Source organism: Saxibacter everestensis, from assembly GCF_025787225.1.
Classification (GTDB): domain Bacteria; phylum Actinomycetota; class Actinomycetes; order Actinomycetales; family Brevibacteriaceae; genus Saxibacter; species Saxibacter everestensis.
Genome location: NZ_CP090958.1, coordinates 2375465 through 2398371 on the forward strand (window position 1 = coordinate 2375465; position 22907 = coordinate 2398371).

19 protein-coding genes are annotated in these 22907 nt (G+C 64.4%); 8 read left to right on the forward strand and 11 right to left on the reverse strand.

From position 1 onward, the window contains the following. Positions 1-17: 17 nt before the first annotated feature. A complete protein-coding gene (locus LWF01_RS11395; protein ID WP_349637512.1) occupies positions 18-638 on the reverse strand; it encodes a DUF5998 family protein in 621 nt (206 codons plus the stop codon). 41 nt (positions 639-679) lie between these two features. Between LWF01_RS11395 and LWF01_RS11400 the strand changes: the two genes are divergently transcribed. Together LWF01_RS11400 and LWF01_RS11405 are read left to right on the forward strand one after the other, a co-directional pair. Then, positions 680-3355, forward strand: a complete 2676-nt coding sequence (locus tag LWF01_RS11400) for a bifunctional acetate--CoA ligase family protein/GNAT family N-acetyltransferase (protein WP_349637513.1) — start codon at positions 680-682, stop codon at positions 3353-3355. Positions 3356-3416: 61 nt separating this feature from the next. Further along, positions 3417-6077, forward strand: a complete 2661-nt coding sequence (locus LWF01_RS11405) for a DNA gyrase/topoisomerase IV subunit A (RefSeq protein ID WP_349637514.1) — start codon at positions 3417-3419, stop codon at positions 6075-6077. 20 nt (positions 6078-6097) lie between these two features. Here LWF01_RS11405 and LWF01_RS11410 read toward each other — a convergent pair whose 3' ends face one another. Then, on the reverse strand, positions 6098-7288 hold the full coding sequence (locus tag LWF01_RS11410; protein ID WP_349637515.1) for an adenylate/guanylate cyclase domain-containing protein: 1191 nt from the start codon (positions 7286-7288) through the stop codon (positions 6098-6100). Further along, complete coding sequence (locus tag LWF01_RS11415) at positions 7285-8217, reverse strand: biotin--[acetyl-CoA-carboxylase] ligase (RefSeq protein ID WP_349637516.1); 933 nt, start codon at positions 8215-8217, stop codon at positions 7285-7287. Before LWF01_RS11415 ends, LWF01_RS11410 begins: the two co-directional genes overlap by 4 nt. A 196-nt stretch (positions 8218-8413) precedes the next feature. On the opposite strand from LWF01_RS11415, the gene LWF01_RS11420 reads away from it, so the two are divergent. The 3 genes from LWF01_RS11420 to LWF01_RS11430 are packed head-to-tail and all read left to right on the forward strand — an operon-like array spanning position 8414 to position 12037. After that, entirely contained in the window at positions 8414-10045 is a 1632-nt protein-coding gene (locus LWF01_RS11420) for an acyl-CoA carboxylase subunit beta (RefSeq protein ID WP_432762023.1), read from the forward strand. Then, positions 10042-10308, forward strand: coding sequence for an acyl-CoA carboxylase subunit epsilon (locus LWF01_RS11425; protein ID WP_349637517.1), 267 nt, complete (start codon positions 10042-10044; stop codon positions 10306-10308). Before LWF01_RS11420 ends, LWF01_RS11425 begins: the two co-directional genes overlap by 4 nt. A gap of 37 nt (positions 10309-10345) precedes the next feature. Beyond that, positions 10346-12037 carry a DUF885 domain-containing protein gene (locus tag LWF01_RS11430; protein WP_349637518.1) on the forward strand — a complete coding sequence of 564 codons (1692 nt, stop codon included), beginning with the start codon at positions 10346-10348 and terminating at the stop codon, positions 12035-12037. A 4-nt stretch (positions 12038-12041) separates the two neighbouring features. On the opposite strand, the gene LWF01_RS11435 is transcribed toward LWF01_RS11430, so the two are convergent. From LWF01_RS11435 to LWF01_RS11455, 5 genes are all read right to left on the reverse strand, one after another. Then, positions 12042-12356, reverse strand: coding sequence for a hypothetical protein (locus LWF01_RS11435; RefSeq protein WP_349637519.1), 315 nt, complete (start codon positions 12354-12356; stop codon positions 12042-12044). Between the two features lie 165 nt (positions 12357-12521). Beyond that, complete coding sequence (locus tag LWF01_RS11440; RefSeq protein WP_349637520.1) at positions 12522-13364, reverse strand: Bax inhibitor-1/YccA family protein; 843 nt, start codon at positions 13362-13364, stop codon at positions 12522-12524. Between the two features lie 146 nt (positions 13365-13510). Further along, the gene (locus LWF01_RS11445) at positions 13511-14770 is read right to left on the reverse strand and encodes an Nramp family divalent metal transporter (RefSeq protein WP_349637521.1); all 1260 of its coding nucleotides are present in this window, start codon (positions 14768-14770) and stop codon (positions 13511-13513) included. A 129-nt stretch (positions 14771-14899) separates the two neighbouring features. Beyond that, complete coding sequence (locus LWF01_RS11450) at positions 14900-16495, reverse strand: AbgT family transporter (RefSeq protein ID WP_349637522.1); 1596 nt, start codon at positions 16493-16495, stop codon at positions 14900-14902. A gap of 38 nt (positions 16496-16533) precedes the next feature. Then, positions 16534-17859, reverse strand: coding sequence for a M20 family metallopeptidase (locus LWF01_RS11455; protein ID WP_349637523.1), 1326 nt, complete (start codon positions 17857-17859; stop codon positions 16534-16536). 151 nt (positions 17860-18010) lie between these two features. Here LWF01_RS11455 and LWF01_RS11460 point away from each other — a divergent pair, with 151 nt between their 5' ends. The 3 genes from LWF01_RS11460 to LWF01_RS11470 are packed head-to-tail and all read left to right on the forward strand — an operon-like array spanning position 18011 to position 21044. Beyond that, the gene (locus tag LWF01_RS11460; RefSeq protein WP_349637524.1) at positions 18011-19081 is read left to right on the forward strand and encodes a FecCD family ABC transporter permease; all 1071 of its coding nucleotides are present in this window, start codon (positions 18011-18013) and stop codon (positions 19079-19081) included. Then, positions 19078-20199: a FecCD family ABC transporter permease gene (locus LWF01_RS11465; RefSeq protein ID WP_349637525.1), complete on the forward strand. Its 1122-nt coding sequence runs from the start codon at positions 19078-19080 to the stop codon at positions 20197-20199. The genes LWF01_RS11460 and LWF01_RS11465 overlap by 4 nt, the downstream gene beginning before the upstream one ends. 23 nt (positions 20200-20222) lie before the next feature. After that, positions 20223-21044, forward strand: a complete 822-nt coding sequence (locus tag LWF01_RS11470) for an ABC transporter ATP-binding protein (protein ID WP_349637526.1) — start codon at positions 20223-20225, stop codon at positions 21042-21044. Here LWF01_RS11470 and LWF01_RS11475 read toward each other — a convergent pair. The 3 genes from LWF01_RS11475 to LWF01_RS11485 all read right to left on the reverse strand — a co-directional run bounded on the left by LWF01_RS11475 (position 21041) and on the right by LWF01_RS11485 (position 22894). Beyond that, positions 21041-22126, reverse strand: a complete 1086-nt coding sequence (locus LWF01_RS11475; protein ID WP_349637527.1) for an inositol-3-phosphate synthase — start codon at positions 22124-22126, stop codon at positions 21041-21043. The two genes, LWF01_RS11470 and LWF01_RS11475, sit on opposite strands and share 4 nt — an antisense overlap. A 123-nt stretch (positions 22127-22249) precedes the next feature. Next, positions 22250-22636 (reverse strand): PASTA domain-containing protein, encoded by a 387-nt coding sequence (locus LWF01_RS11480; protein WP_349637528.1) that lies wholly within the window; start codon positions 22634-22636, stop codon positions 22250-22252. Positions 22637-22657: 21 nt separating this feature from the next. Then, the gene (locus LWF01_RS11485; protein WP_349637529.1) at positions 22658-22894 is read right to left on the reverse strand and encodes an AsnC family protein; all 237 of its coding nucleotides are present in this window, start codon (positions 22892-22894) and stop codon (positions 22658-22660) included. Positions 22895-22907 lie beyond the last annotated feature (13 nt).

The window sequence follows — 22907 nt, forward strand, 5'->3', positions numbered from 1 at the left end:
CGAGCGGCAGTTGAGGATCAATGCTGCGTCGTTCGTGCGATGTGCGCAGCGTGCCGCAGCTCGGTGGCGAAGGTAAGGGTCCGCGAGACTGCCTGCGCACCCTCAGCCTGGGAACTGACCCGCAGTGCAAGGTCTTCGCCACCGATGATCCCGGCGTAACCATGGTCGGCATCGCACTGCGGGTCGGCACAGTCTTCGGGACGCATCTCGACCCGGGAAACGCCACCCCACGACAGCGTGACGGTGACCTCCCGTGGGTCCTGCCCCGGGCGGAACTGCTCCGGATTGTTGAACACATGACCGATCAGCACCGAGCGGATGCGTGCCAGCGGAATGTCTTCGGTCGTGGCCTGGGCAAACGCACCCTGGCCCGGTCCGCCCGGATCGTCATCGATGTGTCCGAGCAGCAGCCGGGTCGGCGTCAGCATCAGCACGGTGATGTGCCGATGCACCTCTTCGAGATCGAAGTGGGTTTCGACGTGCACGAGGTGGGAGCGGACCGGCTCGCCAAAGAGCGTCGCGCCGAACACATGCGCGGCGAGCTGCGGGTAGTACCCGGCGCGTTGCAGGTCCTCGAGGACTTCCTCCGGCACCACTGATTGCGCGGGCTGCTTACCTGTTGCTGAGGGCTGGGACATGCGACCATTGTTCCAGATGCCGAAACCCTTAGAGTAAACGTATGACTGTAGCGGTTGGCTATCCCGAGCACTGGGAAGCCGACGTCGTCCTCCGAGATGGCGGCACTGCGCACCTTCGGCCGATCCGTCCCGAAGACGCGAGCGCGGTTCAGGACTTTCATGTCGCCCAGTCCGAAGAATCGATCTACCTGAGATTCTTCGCTCCGTTGCCGAGACTGCCGAAGCGCGATTTGGAGCGATTCACCAACGTGGATCACCGTGACCGCGTCGCCTTCGTCGTCACTATCGGTGAGCAGATAGTCGGCATCGGTCGTTATGACCGGATCGACGAAAAGCAGGCCGAGGTCGCGTTCAATATCGCCGATTCACATCAGTCCCGCGGTCTTGGTTCGGTTCTGCTGGAGCACCTGGCCGCGGCGGCCCGCGAGCGCGGCATCAGGCAGTTCCGTGCGGAGGTGCTACCGCAGAACTCCGCAATGCTCAAGGTGTTCACCGAGGCGGGTTACGAGGTCACCCGGCGTTTCGACGACGGTGTCGTCGACGTCCACTTCGATGTCGACCCTACCGACCGTTCTCGGGCGGTGATGGAATCCCGCGAACACCGGGCGGAGGCACTCAGCGTCTTCGGATTGCTGCATCCGAAGTCGGTCGTGGTGATCGGCGCCAGCCGGAAACGCGATTCCACCGGCAATCTCCTGCTACGCAACCTGACCGAGGCAGGATTCGGCGGTGATGTGTATGTGGTGCATCCCGAGGCCGAACACGTCGCCGGCCACCCCGCATACCGAACCCTTCAGGACCTGCCGGGCCCGGCGGATATAGCCGTGATCGCGGTACCCGCCGATGCCGTGACGGACGTTGTGCGCAGCTGCGCGGCACACGGCGTCAAGGGCGTCGTAGTCATTTCGTCAGGCTTCGCCGAGACCGGCCCAGCAGGTCTCGCGCTGCAGCGGGGGGTGGTCCGAACCGCCCGTTCAAACGGAATGCGAGTCGTCGGGCCCAACTCGTTCGGCCTGCTGAACACGGATCCCGACGTGCGGCTCAATGCCTCGCTGGCGCCGTTCCTCCCGCCTGCTGGCAACTTCGGGCTCTTCAGCCAGTCCGGCGCGCTCGGCATCGCTGTCCTGGCCTCGGCCGCCCGCCGGGGTCTCGGCGTGTCCAGTTTCGTCTCCGCCGGAAACCGCGCCGATCTGTCCGGCAATGACCTGATGCAGTACTGGGAAGAGGACGACAATACCCGTGCGGTCGGGCTTTACCTCGAGTCGATCGGCAATCCGCGAAAGTTCTCCCGGATCGCGCGCCGGCTGGCCCGTTCCAAGCCGGTCGTCGTGGTGAAATCCGATATCACCGGCCAGGAACTCCCACCTGGGCACGCCGTGCGCGTCTCTCCAGCCGGTGCCGGAGCCCTGGATGAGATGCTCAAACAGGCCGGGGTGATCAGGGCCGACAGCATTCACCGGCTCTTCGATGTCGCTCAGCTGGTGACGAATCAGCCGCTGCCCTCGGGTCCGCGGGTCGGCGTGATCGGAAACTCTGCTGCGCTCGGCACACTTGTTGTACAGGGCTTGCGGGCAAAAGGGCTGCGGGTCGGCGCCACGCCGGTGTCCCTGCACCCCGAGGCGAGCGATGCCCAGTTCCGGGAAGCGCTCGAAGAGATATTTCGCTCGGACCTGGATTCAGTGGTCGTCACGTTCACGCCCTCCGTCGGTGCCTCCGAACGGGATGTCGCCAGCGCCCTGGCCGAGATCGCGGCAGGATCCGGCAAGACGACGGTCGCCTGTTTCCTCGGCGTGCATGGCGTCTCGGAACAACTGTCGGCGACAACCACCAGCGATGGTGAGGTCAGGACGCTGACCGTTCCCGCCTACCCCAGCCCGGAAGACGCCGTCTGGGCACTGGCCGCGACAACCGGGTACGCCCAGTGGCGCACCCGGGATCACGGGAATTACGTCAACCCCGAAGGTCTCCAGCCCCGGCGGGCCCGGCGCCTGGTCACCGAGTGGCTCGCGGGCACGGCGCCCGGGGAGCCGGTGAGGCTGGACAGCCACCAGGTACACGAGCTGCTGGACTGCTACGGCCTGACAGCGCTGCCATCGCGTCGCGTCACCAATATCGACGAGGCGGTGCAGGCCGCGAACTTCCTTGGCTATCCTGTCGCCCTCAAGTCGGTCGACGACAATCTCCGGCATCGGATCGAGCTGGGCGGGGTCCGGCTGAATATCGATGACGACGCGGAACTCCTTGACGACTACCTGGCTATGCAGCGCACGTTGACGCCGCTGGTCGAGGCGGATCAGGTCGCACTCGAGGTGCAGCCGATGGCGCCGAACGGTGTCGCCTGCGTGGTCCGGTCCGGTGAGGACCCGCTCTTCGGCCCGGTGGTTTCATTCAGCCTCGCCGGTGACGCGACGGAGCTGTTGGGTGATGTGGCGCATCGGATCTCGCCATTGACCGACTCTGACATATCCGACCTGATCCGGTCGGTGCGCGCCTCGCCCCGATTGTTTGGCTACCGCGGACTGCCTCCGGCGCATACCGGTGCGCTGGAAGACCTGCTTGCCCGGGTCAGTGTGCTGGCCGACCAGTTGCCCGAGGTGGCCGAGCTGCTGCTCAATCCGGTGGTAGCCGCCCTGGACGGTGTTTATCCGCTGAGTGCGGAGATTGTGCTGCAGGCGAACCCAGATCGAAACGACTCACCGCGCCGAAAACTGGCCTAGGGACTGCGCCGGCGACAAAATAGTAGGCGCGCATACATGAAGAATTTCAAGGAGCAGCTATATGGCCCGCCGGGCACAAGATCCATTACCTCAGGATTTCGACGAGAAGATCATCGATATCGATGTCTCGTCAGAGATGGAAAACTCGTTCCTTGAGTACGCCTATTCGGTCATCTATTCCCGCGCGCTTCCGGATGCCCGAGACGGGATGAAGCCGGTACAGCGGCGGATCATCTACCAAATGGGTGAGATGGGTCTTCGGCCCGACCGCGGCCACGTGAAGTCGTCCCGGATCGTCGGTGACGTGATGGGAAAGCTGCACCCGCACGGTGACACCGCCATTTACGACGCACTTGTTCGGCTGTCGCAGGACTTCATCATGCGAGTGCCGCTGGTCGACGGACACGGAAACTTCGGTTCGCTCGATGACGGACCCGCCGCTCCACGCTATACCGAGGCGCGACTGACCAAGGCCGCGCTGCTGATGATTCGCGGTCTCGGTGAGAACGTCGTCGACTTCGTGCCGAATTACGACAACACCCTGAGCCAACCCGAGGTGCTGCCGGCCGCGTTCCCGAACCTGCTGGTGAACGGCGCGTCAGGTATCGCTGTCGGTATGGCCACGAATATGGCCCCGCACAACCTGGGCGAAGTCATCGCCGCCGCCCGACACCTGATCAAGCACCCGCAGGCCACGCTCGCCGACCTGATGCGGTTCATCCCGGGACCGGACCTGCCATCCGGCGGACGGATCATCGGTCTGGCCGGCATCCGCGAAGCCTACGAAACCGGGCGCGGAACGTTCAAGACCCGTGCGACGGTAGCCGTCGAAAACGTCACGGCACGGAAAAAGGGCATCGTTGTCACCGAATTGCCCTACCTGGTCGGTCCGGAAAAGGTGATCGAGAAGGTCAAAGCCGCGGTCAAGGCGAACAAGCTGCCGGGCGTCTCAAGTATCGATGACTTCTCGGACCGGCACCACGGACTCCGGCTGGTGATCGAGATCAAGAACGGCTTCAACCCGGAAGCCGTGCTGGAACAGCTCTATCAGCTGACGCCGATGGAGGACTCGTTCGGGATCAATAACGTCTGCCTGGTCGAAGGCCAGCCGCGCACCCTCGGCCTGCGGGAGCTGCTCGAGGTCTACGTCAACCACCGGCTCGACGTCGTCCGCAGGCGCACCGCCTTCCAGCTCGAGAAGCACCAGAACCGACTGCACCTTGTGGAAGGCCTGCTGATCGCCATCGTCGACATCGACGAGGTCATCCAGCTGATCCGTGGCAGCGACGATTCGTCGATCGCCAAGGAGCGGCTGATCGACGTTTTCGACCTGTCGGATGCCCAGGCAACCTACATCCTCGACCTGCAGTTGCGCCGCTTGACCAGGTTCTCCACTATCGAGCTCGAACGTGAGCGTGACGAGCTGAACGCGGAAATCGAGCGACTGCGCGAAATCCTTGCCGACAATGCCCTTCTGCGTACTGTCGTCTCGGATGAGCTTGCCGACGCTGCGACCGAATTTTCCACTCCACGGCGCACCGCCCTGCTCGAAGCCCGCGCGGGAGAGACCGGCAGGAACGGCCGAGGCAAGACGGCCACAACGACGCCGCTTGAGATCGAGGACTCGCCGTGCTGGGTCCTGCTGTCAACGACCGGTCTGCTGGCCCGCAGCGTGGACAGGTCCGCCTTGGACAGCTCGGGCAAACGCAGCAAACACGACGCCCTGCTGTCGCAGGTCCCGGCCACGACGAGGGGCGAGGTCGGCCTCGTCACCACAATGGGCCGCCTGCTGAAGCTGCCCGTTGTCGACATGCCGACATTGGTGCCTTCTGCCCACCGCCCGGCGCTCTCCGGCGGAGCCCCGATCCGGGAGTTCGCCACCATGAACCCCGGTGAAACCGTGCTCGGCCTGGTCTCGATTTCCGAAACTGGCCCAGGCTTCGCGTTGGCAACGCAGCAGGGAGTGGTGAAGCGCGTCGCGGCGGAGGACAATCCCAACAAGGAGAGCTGGGATGTCATCACGCTGAAGAAGGGCGACAGCGTCGTCGGTGTCGCCTCGCTGACCACCGGCGAGGAGGAACTGGTCTTCGTCACGTCCGAGGCTCAGTTGCTGCGTTACCCGGCGGCTCTGGTGCGACCTCAGGGCCGGGCTGCCTCAGGCGTGGCTGGAATGAAAGTCGGCAAGGACGCAAAACTGACCTTCTTCGGCGCTGTCTCAGACATCGAGGACGCAGTTGTCGTCACGGGCACACAGGGTGTCAGCTTCTATGGCGACCCGGTGCATTCCGCGAAGGTCACCCCGCTCGCGGAATTCCCGGCCAAGGGCCGGGCAACCGGAGGCGTTCGCGCGCACCGCTTCTCCAAGGGCGAATCGGAACTGTCGATCGCCTGGGCCGGACCATCGCCGTCGGCTGCGTCGGCAAACGGCGTTGCGCGTTCCCTGCCCGAAGAGTATGGACGAAGGGACGGTTCCGGCACGCCGTTGGACCAGAGGATTGACGCAATCGGTTCGGCGCCGACCAACCCAGGCGGCGGCGACGCTCCGGCGAGCCTGACGAGCGGCCCAGGTGATTCAGCCGGTGTGGATGAGGCTGCCGGGCTGCCGGCGCATCCCGCCGACAGCGACCGGCATGCCTCGGACGAAGAGATCAATGCCATCGCGCGGGCAAACGCGACCGACGACGAGCCAGCAGTGATTATCGATCCCGATCCGTTGTTCTGACCTGCCGCCTCCCAGCCTGCTTAGTCGAAGTCGATGTCCAGGCCCTGTCCCCTGCCCCTGGCGAGGACAACCGTATTGATGCTGCCAAAACCCTGCAGCACGTGACTCGCCTGTGGCAGCGGGATGTAGCGATCGTTATTCCGTAGCGCGGCCGCCGTGCTCGCATCGGTCAGCACTGTGCCGGGTTCGGCGATGGCAGTAAGCCGAGCGGCAAGGTTGACCGTCGAGCCGAAGATGTCGCCGAGCCGCGAGAGCACCCTGCCCCAGACAACCGATACCCGTGCGTCCGGCAGGTCCGGGTCCGCTCCGATCCGTTCGGCAAGGCTCAGTGCGATCTCCGCGCCGCTTTCCGGACTCTCTGCGGCGAAGAACACCTCATCGCCTACCGTTTTGACCACCCTGCCGTTACCGGTCGCGATAACGTCGTGGGTCAGCGCCTGGAAGCGCTGCACGAGCTGCGCCAGTTGTCGCGGTTCCATCTGCTGGGATAACCGGGTGTAGGACACCAGGTCTGCGAACCCGACGGCACGTGCCAGCGGCATGCTTTCGTCGTACCAGTCCGTGCGTCCATCCCGCATCAGCCCGGCTTCGGCTCGGACATTGAGCCGGCCGATCGCCGAAGCCAACTCGCGCCGCCAGGCGTAGACCAGCATGTCCTCGAGCGGGTCGACTAATTTTTCCAACTCGGCGATCATGATCTTCCTGGCCTCGGCGTCGTCGAGATCGCGTGCCCCGGCGAGATATTCGACCAGTGTTTCGGCCTGCCAGACCACGAGGCGGTCCATGGTGTGTCCGATCGCCCTGGTAAGCGAAATCGCGGTTGGCTCATCGATCACCCCGCTGCGCACCAGGCCGGCCATTCGTTCGAGCCCTCGGGAATCGGCATCCGTGAATGCGACGGCATCGTCATCCACGTCCGGAAAGCCCAGAGCGCGCCAGAGCTTCCGTGCTGACAACAGCGAGACGCCGGCGTTGCTTGCGACTTCGCGGCGCCTGAGCGAGCGCTCACCGCCGATAAGCCGCTGTTCGAGCTTGTCTGCGGCGGCCCGCAGGTCGCTGATCAGCCGACGATCCTGGTCGGTGTCGTCTCCGGCGACATTGTCCGCGGTGGCATCCTCCGCAGTGGCATCTTCCGCCGCGTCATCCCCGGTTGTCGGGGGCTCGGTCGGCTCGGGCTGAGTCAGCTCACGCTCCGCTTGGTGGCCGCTCACGACTCCTCGTCCTCTGTCCGTGCCCGGCCGGCCGTTTCCTCTTCCGGTGCCGGGCTCGCCGCGCCGGCGCGACGGACGTGCACAACGTCACCGGCGGAAACCGACGTTTCCTGGGAGCCATGCCGGACGACGAGTCGTGCTTGCGAATCGATCCGGGCGGCCGCGCCAGTCAGGCTGCGCTCGCCGGGCAGCTCGACCCGGACCTCGGCGCCAAGCGTCGAGGTCCGGCCGCGAACCGCTCCCGCCAATCCGCTGGCCTCGGCATCGCCGCCCGACCCTTTCAGCGCCGAGTACCAGTGCACCACCCTGCGCAGATATGCGCGCAGCAGAGAATCGCGGTCGTAGACAACCGCGCCGGCGAGCTGGACCGATGTGGCCGCCGGATGGGGCAGTTCTTCCCGGTTAAGCGTGACATTGATTCCGGCACCCAGCACGACGGCTTGTTCCTGCCCGAGCAGGACCGCCCTGGCCAGGACGCCTGCTACCTTGCGGTCGCCGTCTGCGGTCTCGACCAGCACGTCATTGGGCCATTTGACCGACGTGGCCAGCTCGCCGACATCCGCAATCGCCTCACACGCCGCCAGTCCCCCGAGCAGTGGCAGCCAGCCGAAGGAGCCTGCCGGCCACGGGTTGACGGCGTCCAGATTCGGGCGCAGCACGATCGAGGAGTAGATACCTGATCGGGCCGGGCTGCTCCATTGCCTGCCGCGCCGCCCGGTCCCGGCGCTCTGATGCTCCGCAACGACGACCGAAAGGTCGGGCCAGGCGCCGGGTTCTGCGGCCAGACCGTCGGCCGCGTCGACGTTCGTGGAACCGGTCGATTCAACGATGTCGAGTCGGGAGATCGGTCCGCGCGGCGCGCAGAGCGCCCGCCGCAAGACTGCGGCGTTCAGCGGAGGTCGGTTGAGATCGGTGTACGGGCTGGTCAATTTCTTAGAAGCTGGCTTTCGTGAAGGCGGGGCACGCGGTGGCGAGGTTACCTAGATCACCCTATGTGAGTGTTTTGACTTAAGCCACAACACGCAGGCCCTGACACGTCACGATGCCCACAGTGCAGATGAGGCCGTGCCTAGTCTGAATTACGACAACGGACTTTTTTTGCCGACAGGAGGACTCGTGACGGATCTGGTTGCCAGAGAAAAAGCCGCACCTACCGACGTTGAGGCGCACGTTACCGAAACGCCCGATCTCAAGACGACGGCAGGCAAGTTGGCGGCGTTCCATCGCCGGCGGACGGCCGCGCACGCCGGCAACGAACGTGCCAAGGCAAACCAGCACAAGCGAGGCAAGCGCACGGCGCGGGAACGCCTGACCGCGTTGCTTGACGAAGGGTCGTTCAACGAACTCGACGAGTTCGCCCGGCATCGTTCCTCCAACTTCGGCCTGGACAAGACCCGGTTCGACGGCGACGGCGTCGTCACCGGGCTCGGCACCATCGAGGGCCGGCCGGTTGCTGTGTTCGCACACGACTTCACCGTGCTCGGCGGTTCTCTTGGCGAGGTTTTCGGCTCCAAGATCGTCAAGGTGCAGGAGCTCGCCCTGAAACTGGGCTGCCCGATCATCGGCATCAACGACTCCGGCGGAGCACGGATCCAGGAGGGCGTTGCGTCCATCGCGCTCTTTGCCGAGCTGTTCCGCAGAAACGTCGAGGCGTCCGGCGTCATCCCACAGATTTCGTTGATGATGGGACCGTCTGCCGGGGGTGCCGTCTACTCACCGGCGCTCACCGACTTCACCGTGATGGTGGACAAGACGTCGCATATGTTCATCACCGGTCCCGATGTGATCAAGACAGTAACCGGCGAGTCCGTCGGCTTCGAAGAGCTTGGCGGCGGCCATACCCACAACGCCGTTTCAGGTAACGCGCATTACCTGGCCAGCGACGAGGACGACGCTTTCGAGTACGTCAAGGATCTGCTCTCGTTCCTGCCGCAGAATAATATGGCCGATGCACCGATTTTCGAGGCCGCCGCCGACCTGGCCCGCACCCCGGAGGACGAGGCGCTGGACACCCTCGTTCCGGATGCCGCCAATCAGCCCTACGACATCAAAGCCGTTCTCGCCGCCGTGCTCGATGACGGCGATTTCCTCGAGGTTCAGGAACTCTTCGCGCCGAACATTGTGATCGGCTTCGGCCGCGTCGAAGGCCAGAGCGTTGGCATCATCGCCAACCAGCCGATGCAGCTCGCAGGCACCCTCGACATCAATGCGTCCGAAAAGGCTGCCCGGTTCGTTCGGACCTGCGATGCATTCAACGTGCCGATTCTGACCTTCGTCGACGTTCCGGGATTCCTGCCCGGAACCGACCAGGAGTGGAACGGCATCATCCGCCGCGGCGCCAAGCTGATCTACGCGTACGGCGAAGCGACCGTTCCGCTGATAACGCTGATCACCCGCAAGGCCTACGGCGGCGCCTATTGCGTAATGGGCTCGAAGCAGCTCGGCGCCGATATCAATTTGGCCTGGCCTACCGGCCAGATCGCGGTAATGGGTGCCCAGGGCGCAGCCAACATCGTTTATCGTAAGCGGCTTGCCGCGGCGCAGGAGGCCGGCGAGGACGTCGAGGCACTGCGTGCTGACCTCGTGGATGAATACGAAGAGGCATTGCTCAACCCGTATCTCGCTGCCGAACGTGGCTACATCGACGCCGTTATCGCGCCGAGTGAGACTCGCGAGAGGATCGTTCGCTCGTTGCGGAGCTTGCGCAACAAGCGGGCCACGATGCCGCCGAAGAAGCACGGGAACATTCCGCTGTGAGTCCGGAAGAGGCGGCACGCCGGGCGCGGCACGAGGCAAAAGGCGCGCTCGTCGTCAATGCCGATGCCACCCGTGAGGAAGTGGCCGCCATAACCGCGGTGTTGTCCGCCCTGGTGCGCAATGCACCTGAGTCGGACGTCGATACCGCCGAGTCGGTGAGCGCTACCTCACCGGCTTCGGTGTGGACCCGCCGCTCAGACCTCGCTCGCCGGCCCTTGAACCGTGGCGCCGGAGCCTGGCGGGCATCGGGCTGGCGGCTCTAGGCACGTCGAGTCTGACACAGGGGTAAAGTCTTACTCCGTGACCAATTCAGAGACGAATCGCCCCGCAACCGCCATCGATGCCGTAGCCGAACGCTACGTCGACAAGATCGCCCGGATGTCGCCTATCACCGCGACCGAGCTCGGCCTGCCGGGAGACCCCCGCGCGCTCGATGACTTCTCCCCCGCCGGTCTGCAAGCCGACGCCGATGCAGCCCGGGAAACCCTCGCAGAGCTTGCCGCGCAGCAGCCGGTCGACGACGTCGATGTCGTAACAGTCGACGCGATGAATGAACGCCTCCAGCTCAAGGTCGACCTGCATGAGCGGGGCTACACGCTGGGCACACTCAATGTCATCGAATCGCCACTGCAGGGAATTCGCGCGATCTTCGACCTGACTCCCACATCGACTGTCGACGACTGGGACAACGTCGCCGGCAGACTGCGGACAGTGCCGCAGGCGATCCGCGGCTATATGGAGTCGCTGACGGCCGGACGCCAGCAAGACAGGGTTGCCGCCATCCGCCAGGTCCGCCAGGGCATTGAGCAGGCGAACCAGATCGGCGCCGGTGACGGCTTTTTCACCCGGTTCGCCGACCGGGCGAGCACCGAAGGTGGCGAACTCCCAGCCTCCCTGCGTGCCGACCTAAGCGAGGCAGCCGATGGCGCCGCCACTGCCTACCGCGAACTGGCGTCCTTCCTGGAATCCGAGATCGTCCCGGTCGCCCGTGAGGACGACGCCGTGGGACGAGAGGAATACGCGCTGTGGTCGCAGTACTTCATCGGAGCCCAGGTCGACCTCGAGGAGACCTACGAATGGGGTCGGCAGGAACTCGACCGGATCATCACCGAGCAGCAGCAGGTCGCGGGACAGATCAAGCCGGGTGCAGGCATCCGGGAAGCGATGGAAATCCTCGACGCCGATCCGTCCACCACATTGGAGGGCACCGAGGCGCTGAGAACCTGGATGCAGAAGCTCGCCGATACGGCTGTGTCCGAGCTGGCCGGAACCCACTTCGACATTCCCGATCCAGTGCGCGAGATCGAGTGCTGCATCGCACCGACGCAGGACGGCGGCATCTACTACACCGGCCCGACCGACGATTTCTCCCGTCCCGGCAGGATGTGGTGGTCAGTGCCGGAGGGCGTCACGACCTTCAATGCGTGGCGCGAGACCACAACTGTTTACCACGAGGGTGTGCCCGGCCATCACCTGCAGGTCGGCCAGACAGTTTACCGACGCGAACTGCTCAATCGCTGGCGCCGGCTGGCCTGCTGGGTGTCCGGGCACGGCGAAGGCTGGGCACTTTACGCGGAACGCCTGATGGCCGATCTCGGCTATCTGGACAATCCCGCCGACCGGATGGGCATGCTCGACGGCCAGCGGCTGCGTGCGGCTCGGGTGGTGCTCGATATCGGCGTACATCTGAGGCTGCCAGCCCCAGCCGAGTTGGGCGGCGGCACCTGGGACGCCGAGAAGGCGTGGCCGTTCCTGACGTCGAACGCCAGCATGGATGACGGCTTCCTGAAGTTCGAACTAGACCGGTACCTCGGCTGGCCGGGACAGGCGCCGTCCTACAAGGTCGGCCAGCGCCTCTGGGAGCAGATCCGCGACGAAGCACGGCAGTCGTGCGAAGCCGCGAGCAGCGAGTTCGACGCAAAGGCTTTCCACCGTCGGGCCCTCGACATCGGTTCAGTCGGCCTCGACACCCTGCGCCGGGCAATGCTCTAAGACGCTACAGCGCGCGGCGCAGGTCGACGAGCCTGGTGAGCAGGAGTTTCAGCTCATCTTCACCTGCGTGCGCGACGCTGTCCTGGATGACGACCGTCAGCTGGTCGACGAGCGCGCGGTCCTCAAGCGTGGGAATCTCGCGCTCCGGCTGCCGCTCGGCTGCCGCGGCGAGGTCCGCGATTTGCGAGATCGTACTCCTGATCAGCGTCCTGCGTGATGGTTCGCCCTGGTCCAGCTGGGCGACGGAGAATGAAATCATCCGGTTGCGCAGCCGACGTTGTTCCAGCAGGATTTCTTCGACTACTTCGTTTCCGGGCATCGAGCTTCCCCTTCGCCGACTGGTCCGCAGCACCTTGGCACAGATTCGACACTCACTACTGCCACAATACGCATAAAGCGTGTCTTCGGCGGGACCTCCTGGGCACGGGACGACAAGGCGGGCCGCGGCAAATGCCGCGACCCGCCTTGTCAATGCCTGTCGATGCTAGTTGGACGAGCCCCGCAGCAGGGCAAGCAGGCGAAGCATTTCGGTGTACAGCCAGATCAGGGTGACCATCAGGCCGAAGGCACACGACCAAGCGTACTTGCGGGCGATTCCGTTTCGCACGCCTCGCTGAATGTCATCGAAATCCATCACCAAGGCGTAGGACGCCAGCAGAATCGCGAAGGCACCGATCAGAACGCCAAGCGGGAAGGTGCCGACGATCGGCAGCGTGATTTCCATGCTGTGCATGCCGAACATACCGGCGCCGGGGCTGGCGATCATGTAGACCAGGTTCACCAGGCTGAACGCGGCATAGCCGATGATCGCGAGCATGAAGAACCGGGTGAATTTCTTGGTCACCCGAACCTTGCCGGAAGCGAAGAGCGCAAGCATCACGCCGAAAACACTCAGCGTTGCGAGCACTGCCTGAATCACGATGCCCTCGTACATCCGCTCCATGAACATCGAAAAGCCACCGAGGAACATCCCCTGGAATGCGGCATAGGCGATGATCAGCGCCGGCGATGGTTCGCGCTTGAAGATGTTGACGAAGCCAAGAACAACACCGATCAGCAGGCTGGGCAGGAAGAGCGCCGGAACGAACCAGCCGACCGCACCACCCAGCAACAAAATGCCGAAGAGTCCGGCAGTCCTGATCATGACGTCGTCGTACGTCATCCGTCCGGTCTGCGCGGGGCCGGCAGCAGGCTGGTTGTACAGGTTCTGCAGCTGTTCCTCGGACATGATCGGTCCCGAGCCGGCACCGGCCTGGGAGTTGCCCGGCACGCCTCGAGGCGCCGTCAGCGCCCTGTTGCGGGCAAAAACCGGGTTTCTTGAAGCCATCGGTGGATCCTCCATCGTGTATCGGTACGGCGGTGGTCACTTCAATGCTCCCTGCCAAACAGGAAGCCGTGACTCGTCGCACGCTTGTTCACAGCTTATAACGTGCGAATACCGCACCCATGTTCCCGCTGCCGCCGCGGAACAAATTATGGCCAAAACGTTTCTTTGATCAGCAGAGTGTTCAGGGTGAGAACGCCGGCCGCGATGACGACCGAAGTGATGGTCAGCAACCGACGGTTGACGAACGATCCCATGAACTTCCTGCGGGCGGTCAGCAGGACGAGCGGGATGATCGCGAACGGGATGCCGAACGACAGCACCACCTGGGACCAGATCAATGCGTCCGTCGGGCTGGTGCCGAGTAGCAACAGGGCCATGGCCGGGATCAGGGTGAGGCAGCGGCGGAACAGCAGCGGGATCCGACGGCGGATGAATCCCTGCATGATGATCTGGCCTGCGTAGGTGCCGACACTGGTTGATGCGAGCCCCGATGCCAGCAACGCGATAGCGAATGCGACGGCGGCCAGCGGACCGATCAGGCTGCCGATCACGCCGTGGATGGCGCCGAGGTCGTCGCCGGCAGCGAGCACCTGGGACGCGCCTCCCCTGGTGCCGAGCGATGCAGCCATCAGCAGCATTCCCGCGTTGACCACTCCCGCAAGGGACATTGCCGCAATCACATTCACCCGGTGGCGACGCAGCCGGAGCGCGGTCGTTGCCGGTATGTCGTGGCTCGGCTCGCTCTGCGGCAGTCCGGAATGCAGATAGACAACGTGGGGCATCAACGTCGCGCCGAGAATTCCGGTCGCCAGCATGATGCTTGACGTGTCGGCGAAGCGGGGTACCAGACCCTGTACCGCCGCGGCCGGTGCGAATCCTGCCGCGAACAAGCCATAGCCGAGCCCGATCAGAATGATCAGCAGCATGCCGAGAATGGTGTATTCAAATCGGCGACGTCCGTCATCGGACAACGCCAGCACGAGCAGGCCCACTGTCCCGGTCAGCAGCACTCCTGCGACGATCGGCAGGCCGAACAGCAGCTGCAGAGCGAGCGCGCCGCCGATCACCTCGGCGAGGTCGGTGGCTATCGCGACCGCTTCGGCCTGCAGCCACAGGCCTCTGCTCAGCCAGCGGGGCGAGTTGTCCCTGATCAGTTCCGGCATGCTCTTCCCGCTGACCGTACCGAGCTTGGCAGCCAGGTACTGCACGACCATGCCCATCAGATTGGCACAGACAACAACCCACAACAGCAGATACCCGTGCTGGGCGCCGGCGGCGAAGTTGGTGGCGAAGTTGCCGGGGTCCACATACGCAATCGCGGCGATGAAAGCCGGGCCGAGCAGCCCGAACCGCGTCATCCGGGCACGCAGGCTCTGGCCGGGCGGTCTCTGCTTCGACTCCAACAACTACGTCTCCTCGCCGCTGACCTCGAACAATCTAAGCAACAGCCTGCACGCAGATACCCGATCCGTCATTTCAACGACTGCGAAACCGTTGTAGCGCAGCCTTGCCGGGCCGGTAGACCCGGGAGGGCGCTATCGGCTCAGAAAGATCCCGTTGCCCGGTCCCAGCGGCAGGTCGGCGAAGTAGAACACCGACAGCACGACGACCCAGGCAATCCAGAACGGCACCACGAAGGGCAGCATCCGGGCGATGAGCGTGCCAAGGCCGGCGCCAGGCTCGTACTTGCGCAGCATGGTCAGCAGCACGATCATGTACGGGTTCAGCGGCGTGATGACCTGGGTTGCCGAGTCGCCGACCCGGAAGGCTCCCTGCACGAATGCCGGCTCGAAACCGATCAGGGCGAACATCGGCACGAAGACGGCTGCCATCAGCGTCCACATCGCCGATCCCGAAATGATGAACAGGTTGAGCAGCGAGGCCAGGAGGATGAAGCCGAGGATGGCCGGGAAACCGGTCAGCCCAATCGATTCGAGGCCAGTCGCGCCGGCCACGGCGATCCATTGGCCGATACCCGACCAGTTGAACAGCGCGATGAACTGGCCAAGGATGAATGCCAGCACCAGGAAGCTCGTCATGTCCTTGACCGCCATTCCCATCAGCCGTGGCACGTCTTTCGGGCCGGTGATGGTTCCGACGACCTTGCCGTAAACCAGGCCGGGGACCACGAACATCGCGAAGACAATGAAGACGATCGAACTCAGCAGTGGCGATTTCGGCAGGAAGCCACCCTCCTCGTTACGCCATGGCGAGTCAGGCAGCACGACTGCCACCACGATGACGGCGGCAAGGACGCAGCCAACCAGGACGGCCCACAGGATTCCCCGCTTCTCGACCGGCGACAACTCGGCGGAGAGCGCAGCCTGCTTTTCTTCTCTGACGGCGCCCTCGTCCTCGTCAGCCTCGACCTCGACGGTCGGGACACCCTGCCTATTGAGGCGCGGCTCGAGCACCTTGTCGATGATGAATCCGGCAAGCAGCATCAGGATGATCGACGAGGCGAAGTTGAAGAAGTAGTTCGATACCGGGTTGACCGGCGAACCGGGGTTGGGCAGGCTTCCGGTCACCGCCGTGGTGATACCGGCGAACAGCGCGTCGAGGCTGGTCACGAACATCGATGTCGAGTAACCGGCACCGGCAGCCGCGAATCCGCCGAGCAGGCCGGCCACCGGATGACGCCCGGCTGCCTTGAATACCAGGGCAGCCAGCGGCGGGATCACCACGAACGCCGCATCGGCCATGATCGATCCGAGCACGCCGACGACACCGACCGCATAGGGCAGCATCCAACGCGGCGCCGAGCCGAACACCTTGCGGATGATTGCCGCGAGCAGGCCAGACTTTTCCGCCACCCCTACGGCGAGCAGAATCGGCAGCACCGTGACCAGCGGCGGGAAGCCGAGATAGTTCTCGCCGAGGTTGACGGTCAGCCAGGTCATTCCCTCGGCGGTGAACAGGCCCTTGACCGTGGTTATCTCATCGCTACCCGGGATCCGAACAGTCACCCCGGCCCAGGACATTGCCGTGGAAACGACGGCGACGACCAGGAAAAGGATCAGGAAGAGCATAAAAGGGTCGGGCAGCTTGTTGCCGATCCGTTCGATGCCATTCAACATTCTGTCACCAAGATTGCGCGGCTTCGTTTCGGTTCCGGGTGCAGTGGACGACATCGGATCAAGCCTTTCTGAACTGCAATAAGAGAGAGTGGTCAGTCGAAATAATGCGGCACGTCGATAGCGCCGCCGGAAGCCTCGAACTCCTCATGCACCGCGTTGCGCAGCGCTTCGTCACAGAGATAGTCGAGCGCCGTGCAGGCCAGTCCGCTTGCGCCATCGATGGCGCCCAGCTCGGCGGCCTGGCTTCCCGCGGCGTCCGCGAAGTCCCGGGTATGCAGGGCGACATCCGGCTCGGCGATCTTGATCAGCGGATGAATGCCGGGAATGCGGAAACTCACGTTTCCGAAGTCCGTCGAGGCCGCAATCGTTTCGGAGACGACGCCAAGTGGCAATGGACTACGCCCGCGTGACTGCTGGGCGATGGTCCAGCGTCCGGCGAGCGCTCGATTTGTGCGGACCGGAAGCGATGGCGGCTTATCGTCCCACTCGATCGTGCACCCAGTTCCGGTCATCATCGCGGCGCCTTCCACGATCTTGTTCAGACGCTCGCTGAGCGCTTTGAGCGTCTCGGGGTACTTCGAGCGCACGTAAAATTCCATGATTGCCGATTCCGGTATCACGCTCGGCCGGCTGCCCCCTTCGGTGATGATCGCGTGGATCCGGTCGACCGGAAGAATCTGCTGGCGGAGCACCCCGACAGCCTGGTAGGCCAGGCTCGCGGCGTCGAGCGCGTTCCGGCCCATGAACGGCTGCGCCGAGGCGTGGGCAGCCGTCCCGGAAAACGTCACCCTCAGCAGGCGGCGGCCGAGCCACACCTGCTCGGCGACGTCGTAGCCATAGGGGTGCACCATGATCGCTGCGTCGACGTCGTCGAATGCACCCGCCGCAGCCATATATTCCTTACCGGAATTACCTTCCTCGGCAGGCGTACCGAGGAAGACAACCCGGCCGGGAAGCGCGTCCGGCCGCGATCGGGCCAGCCGGACCAGGGAAAGGAAGGCGCCGACGCCGGTGGCCGCGATGACATTGTGGCCGCAGGCGTGACCGACCTCGGGCAGCGCGTCGTATTCGCTCAGGATGGCGATGGCCGGACCACCGGAGCCGACTTCAGCCCGGATCGCGGTCTCCAGCCCATACACGCCGCGCTCGGCATGTACGTCGTATGAGTTGAGCAACGCCACGATTTCGGCCGCGCTTCGGTGTTCTTCGAATGCGGTTTCCGGGTTCTGGTGCAGCGACTGCACCAGCCGGCGGAGGTCCTCGGCGTGTTCGTCGATGTCCGCGTTAACCGCCGAGATCAGCGCCTCCCCGGCGCCGGCGAACTTCGAGCCCGGCGGCTCGGCCTCGGCGGCAAGCCGACGAGTGTCGGCGTCGAGATGATTCAGATAGGCACGATTCACTGGATCGGGGGAACTCATACTTCCAAACCTACCGAATATCTATACATCGCTATCTCCCGGCTTGACGTTAGTTCGGTTAGGCTTACCATAGAAAGCGCGTCTGTCATCGATAGAAAGTGCTGCCCCCTTCATGCCCGAGTCCGCCAGACCAGCTGGACGGCTGGCTGAAGTGAACGCTGAACCGAGTGCGTCGGCAACTTTGCTTGCCGCCAGCGGACCAAGCCGATCGGCAGGCCTGCTTCGCGGCACATCCAGCCGTACCACTTGGCTGATCATCTCGCTGCTCGCCCTCATCGTTGTCGTGCTGCTCAGCATCCTGATCGGTTCCAAGGGACTCTCCCCCGCGACTGTCTGGCAAGCGCTTTTCGAGGATGACGGCAGCTACGACGCCGTGATCGTGCGCACACTCAGGCTGCCAAGGGCCCTGGCCGGCGTCATGGTCGGCACCGCACTCGCCGTCGCCGGCACCCTGATGCAGGCAATCACCCGCAACCCGCTGGCCGACCCCGGCATCCTCGGCATCAATGCCGGTGCCTCAATTGCAGTCGTGATCGCGATCGCCTTCCTTGGCATCAGCGATATCGGCGGCTACGTGTGGTTCGGCTTCGCCGGTGCCGGACTGGCCATTGTCGCCGTCTACCTACTCGGTTCGATCGGCCAGGGCGGTGCCACACCGGTCCGGCTGGCGCTGGCAGGTGTCGCAATCTCTTCGGCCCTGCTGGCATTCACCCGGGCAATCATCCTGACGGATACTGATGCCTTCGACAAGTTCCGCTTCTGGGATGTCGGGTCGCTGGTGGGACGCGATTTCGGCATCCTGCTCCCGCTGCTGCCGTTCTTCGCCGTCGGCCTCGCACTTTCCCTGCTGATGGCCGGCCCGCTGAACGCCATTGCCCTGGGAGATGAAACCAGTAAGGCACTCGGGGTCAATATCGGCCTGGTCCGGCTCGGTGCCGTTGTCGCACTCACCCTGCTCTGCGGCTCGGCAACCGCCGCCGCCGGCCCGGTCGGTTTCATCGGCCTCACCATTCCGCACGTCGTGCGCAGTCTGGTCGGCCCGGACCTCAAGTGGGTTCTGCCATTCTCCGCCGTCTTCGGCGCCATCCTGCTGCTGGTCGCCGACGTCATCGGCCGGGTCGTCGCCCCACCGGGTGAGCTGCAGGTCGGGATCGTGACGGCGCTTATCGGAGCTCCGGTATTCATCGCCCTGGTCCGACGCCGGAAGATGCCACAACTATGACCACCCACGTCACCAACTCGGATATCGAAAGCACCGGAAGCACGGGAAGCCCAGACGACGGAGGCCGTGCTGTCGCTCACAGAACGGGCGGCCTCGTTGTCAGGCTGTTCAACGACCGGCTGTCCTGGCGGCCGTCGCGCCGCTCGCTCGCCGTCGGCTCGCTACTGTTCCTGGCCTGCCTTGGCTTCTTCCTGATCGGCCTGATGATCGGCGACTTCGAGCTCAGCCTGCAAAAGGTGCTGATAACCCTGCAGGGCGAAGGCAGCCGTGCCAGCACTCTCGTCGTGCTCGACTGGAGGATGCCGCGGGTGCTGCTCGCAGGCCTGGTCGGCATAGCGTTCGGCATTTCGGGCTGCATCTTCCAATCGATCTCCCGCAACGCGCTCGGCTCCCCTGACATTATCGGCTTCACGACCGGAGCCGCGTCCGGCGCACTGCTGCAGCTGCTGCTCTTCGGCGGTTCATCGCTGGCGGTTGCGGGCGGCGCTCTCGTCGGCGGCCTGGGAACTGCAGCCGTTGTATACCTGCTCGCGTACAAGGGTGGCGTCCAGGGGTACCGGCTGGTGCTGATCGGCATCGGTGTCTCCGCGGTACTGCTGTCCCTGAACTCCTATCTGATCGTCAAGGTCGACGTCGAAGCGGCGCAGGCGGCGGCCACCTGGATAACCGGGACACTTAACGGCCGCGGCTGGCTCGAGGTTCAGGTAGTCGGTGCCTTCGTCGTCGTGCTGGCACCGGTTGCGATGCTGATGAACTCCCGGCTCACCCTGATGGAGATGGGCGACGACGCCGCCAAGGCGCTCGGCGTCTCCGTCGAAATGTCCCGGGCGATCCTGATTCTTGTCGCCGTCACCCTCACCTCGATCGGCACCGCGGCAGTCGGCCCGGTCGCCTTCATCGCCCTGGCCGCGCCACAGGTGGCGAAGCTGCTCAGCAGGAGCACCCGGCCGGCACCGCTCACCGCAGGGCTTACCGGCGCGGTGATGTTGATGTTCAGCGACTTCGCCGCACAGCATTTCTTCGAGACCGCACTGCCCACCGGCGTGCTCACCGGCGCTGTGGGCGGCCTCTACCTCGTCGCGCTGCTCGTCCTGCAATGGAGGTCGAACCGGTTGTGAACACCTCAAAAGTCAGGAGCACCATGTCGCACGTAACCACCGCCGGCCCGGCATCGTCGGAACGGCTCTATGGCCAGGACCTGACCCTGGCATACGACAAGCGAGTGATCGCCGAGGGGCTGAGCCTCTCGATTCCTGACCGGTCATTCACCGCGATCGTCGGCCCGAACGCATGCGGCAAGTCGACGGCGTTACGAGCACTGTCCCGACTGCTCAAACCCAGCCAGGGCGCCGTGTACCTCGACGGCGAAATGATCCGCTCGCTCCCGTCTAAGGAGGTGGCCCGAAGGCTCGGCGTGCTGCCGCAGTCGTCCACCGCGCCGGACGGCATCTCGGTCTCCGACCTGGTGGCAAGGGGGCGCCATCCACACCAGCGGTTCATGCGCCAATGGTCCCGCACCGACGAAGCCGCCGTGGCCAGGGCCATGTCGGACACCAAGGTCACCGACCTTGCCGGAAGGCTGGTCGACGAGCTCTCCGGCGGCCAGCGCCAGCGGGTATGGCTCGCGATGGCACTAGCCCAGCAGACCCCGGTGCTACTGCTCGATGAGCCGACCACGTTCCTCGACATCGCGCACCAAATCGAGGTGCTGGACCTGTGCGCCCAGCTGCACGAGGAGTCCGGCCGCACGCTCGTCGCGGTGCTGCACGACCTCAACCACGCCTGCCGCTACGCCGACCACCTGATCGCGATGCGGGATGGCAGCGTCGTCGCCGAGGGCAACCCGGGCGAGATCGTCACGGCCGAACTGATCGAGGATGTCTTTGGCTTGCGCGCCCGGGTGATTCCGGACCCCGAAACCGGGACTCCGCTCGTCGTGCCGCTCGCTCGCCGCCGCGCCTAGCGCTCGACTTCTCCCCGGATGAACTGCTCGACAAGTTCGTGCGCGAGCTCGTCGTTGTGCTGCTCGGGTGGGGACTTCATGAAGTACGACGACGCCGAGAGCAGCGGGCCACCGATACCGCGGTCGAGGCCGATCTTGGCGGCACGGACCGCATCGATGATCACGCCGGCGGAGTTCGGCGAGTCCCAAACCTCGAGCTTGTACTCCAGGCTGACCGGAGCGTCGCCGAAGTTACGGCCCTCCAGCCGCACGTAGGCCCACTTCCGGTCGTCGAGCCACTGCACGTAGTCGCTAGGCCCGATGTGCACATCGCGTTCCCCCAGCTTGGCGTCGGTGTTCGAGGTGACGGCCTGAGTCTTGGATACCTTCTTGGATTCCAGCCGGTCACGCTCCAGCATGTTCTTGAAGTCCATGTTGCCGCCGACGTTCAGCTGGTAGGTGCGGTCAAGGATGACGCCGCGATCCTCGAACAGCTTCGCCATTACCCGGTGGGTGATGGTCGCGCCGATCTGGCTCTTGATGTCATCGCCGACGATAGGCACACCTGCGGCACGGAACTTCTCGTCCCATTCCTTGGTCCCGGCAATGAACACGGGCAGTGCGTTGACGAAAGCCACTTTGGCGTCGAGCGCGGCCTGAGCGTAGAACTCGGTAGCCAGCTGCGATCCGACCGGAAGGTAGCAGACCAGCACATCGACCTTGTTGTCCTTCAGCACCTGCACGACATCGACAGGGTCCGCGGCTGACTCCTCGATGGTTTCGCGGTAGTACTTGCCCAGGCCGTCCAGGGTGGGACCGCGCTGGACAGTGACGTCGAGTGCGGGCACATCCGCGATCTTGATCGTGTTGTTCTCGCTCGCCCCGATGGCTTCCGACAGGTCGAGTCCGACCTTCTTGCCATCCACGTCGAATGCCGCGACGAATTCGAGGTCGTTGACGTGATAGTCGCCGAACTCGACGTGCATCAGGCCGGGGACAGTCTCCTCGGGATCGGCATCCCGGTAGTAGTGCACGCCCTGGATGAGCGAGGTCGCGCAGTTTCCGACGCCGGCAATGGCTACACGGATTGGGTGTGTTCCCATGTTTTTCGCATTTCTCCTTTACGCAGGCTGTCCGGCGGTGCGGCGCGCTCTTCTGACGCTGCATCGCGCACCGTCGGCACAACATGTCTTCCCCGGATTCTATGTGGGCAGTCTGAGAAGGAGTTACACGGGATCGAGATCGCCCGCGCCCACCTTCTCGTGTTGCTCTTCCGGGACCACAGGTGGAACGTCCTGCCGGTACGGATAATTTCGCTGGGCCACCAGCGGATCCGGTGGCGGCGTCCTCGGCTCACGGTCACCGGCACCGCCACCTCCGCCGGGGCTGGCATAGATGGTGATGATGTCGTTCGGATGTGCTTTGCTGCCGGGCTGCAGAGACTGGTAACGGACAACGAACTCACCCGGCCACTGCACCTGACCTGTCGGCGTGCCGTCCTCGTCGGCAGCGTAAAGGGAGAGCCGCGAAAGCCGGCACATTTCTTCAGCGTCCCGTACCCGCTCGCCAATCAGATCCGGCACGGTGACCCGCCTGCTGAAGTCATCGGTCATCTCAAACCCGCCTCACGTGCATCAGTTGTGCTGCTCCTGCGCTCGGTAGTCCCGGTATCTGCGGTGCATCGCCTGTTTGGAAACCCCGACCACGGCGGCTATCGCCTGCCAGCTATAACCGGCTGCCCGGGCGTTCAGCACGTAGAAGTGTTCCTTCTCACGCAGCGCCGCCTGCTCCCGGGAAATCTCGGCGAGCGCCCGAAGCGGGGACCCACTGCCGGCATCGTCGGGCCCGAGCGATGTTCGTATCACTGCCATGAAGTCAATATAT

Coding starts and splice junctions, on each gene's coding strand:
- LWF01_RS11465 (WP_349637525.1), top strand. CDS start 19,078: ATGACCACCCACGTCACCAACTCGGATATCGAAAGCACCGGAAGCACG.
- LWF01_RS11475 (WP_349637527.1), bottom strand. CDS start 22,126: ATGGGAACACACCCAATCCGTGTAGCCATTGCCGGCGTCGGAAACTGC.
- LWF01_RS11405 (WP_349637514.1), top strand. CDS start 3,417: ATGGCCCGCCGGGCACAAGATCCATTACCTCAGGATTTCGACGAGAAG.
- LWF01_RS11480 (WP_349637528.1), bottom strand. CDS start 22,636: ATGACCGATGACTTCAGCAGGCGGGTCACCGTGCCGGATCTGATTGGC.
- LWF01_RS11435 (WP_349637519.1), bottom strand. CDS start 12,356: ATGCCCGGAAACGAAGTAGTCGAAGAAATCCTGCTGGAACAACGTCGG.
- LWF01_RS11470 (WP_349637526.1), top strand. CDS start 20,223: ATGTCGCACGTAACCACCGCCGGCCCGGCATCGTCGGAACGGCTCTAT.
- LWF01_RS11450 (WP_349637522.1), bottom strand. CDS start 16,495: ATGTCGTCCACTGCACCCGGAACCGAAACGAAGCCGCGCAATCTTGGT.
- LWF01_RS11440 (WP_349637520.1), bottom strand. CDS start 13,364: ATGGCTTCAAGAAACCCGGTTTTTGCCCGCAACAGGGCGCTGACGGCG.
- LWF01_RS11400 (WP_349637513.1), top strand. CDS start 680: ATGACTGTAGCGGTTGGCTATCCCGAGCACTGGGAAGCCGACGTCGTC.
- LWF01_RS11485 (WP_349637529.1), bottom strand. CDS start 22,894: ATGGCAGTGATACGAACATCGCTCGGGCCCGACGATGCCGGCAGTGGG.
- LWF01_RS11395 (WP_349637512.1), bottom strand. CDS start 638: ATGTCCCAGCCCTCAGCAACAGGTAAGCAGCCCGCGCAATCAGTGGTG.
- LWF01_RS11455 (WP_349637523.1), bottom strand. CDS start 17,859: ATGAGTTCCCCCGATCCAGTGAATCGTGCCTATCTGAATCATCTCGAC.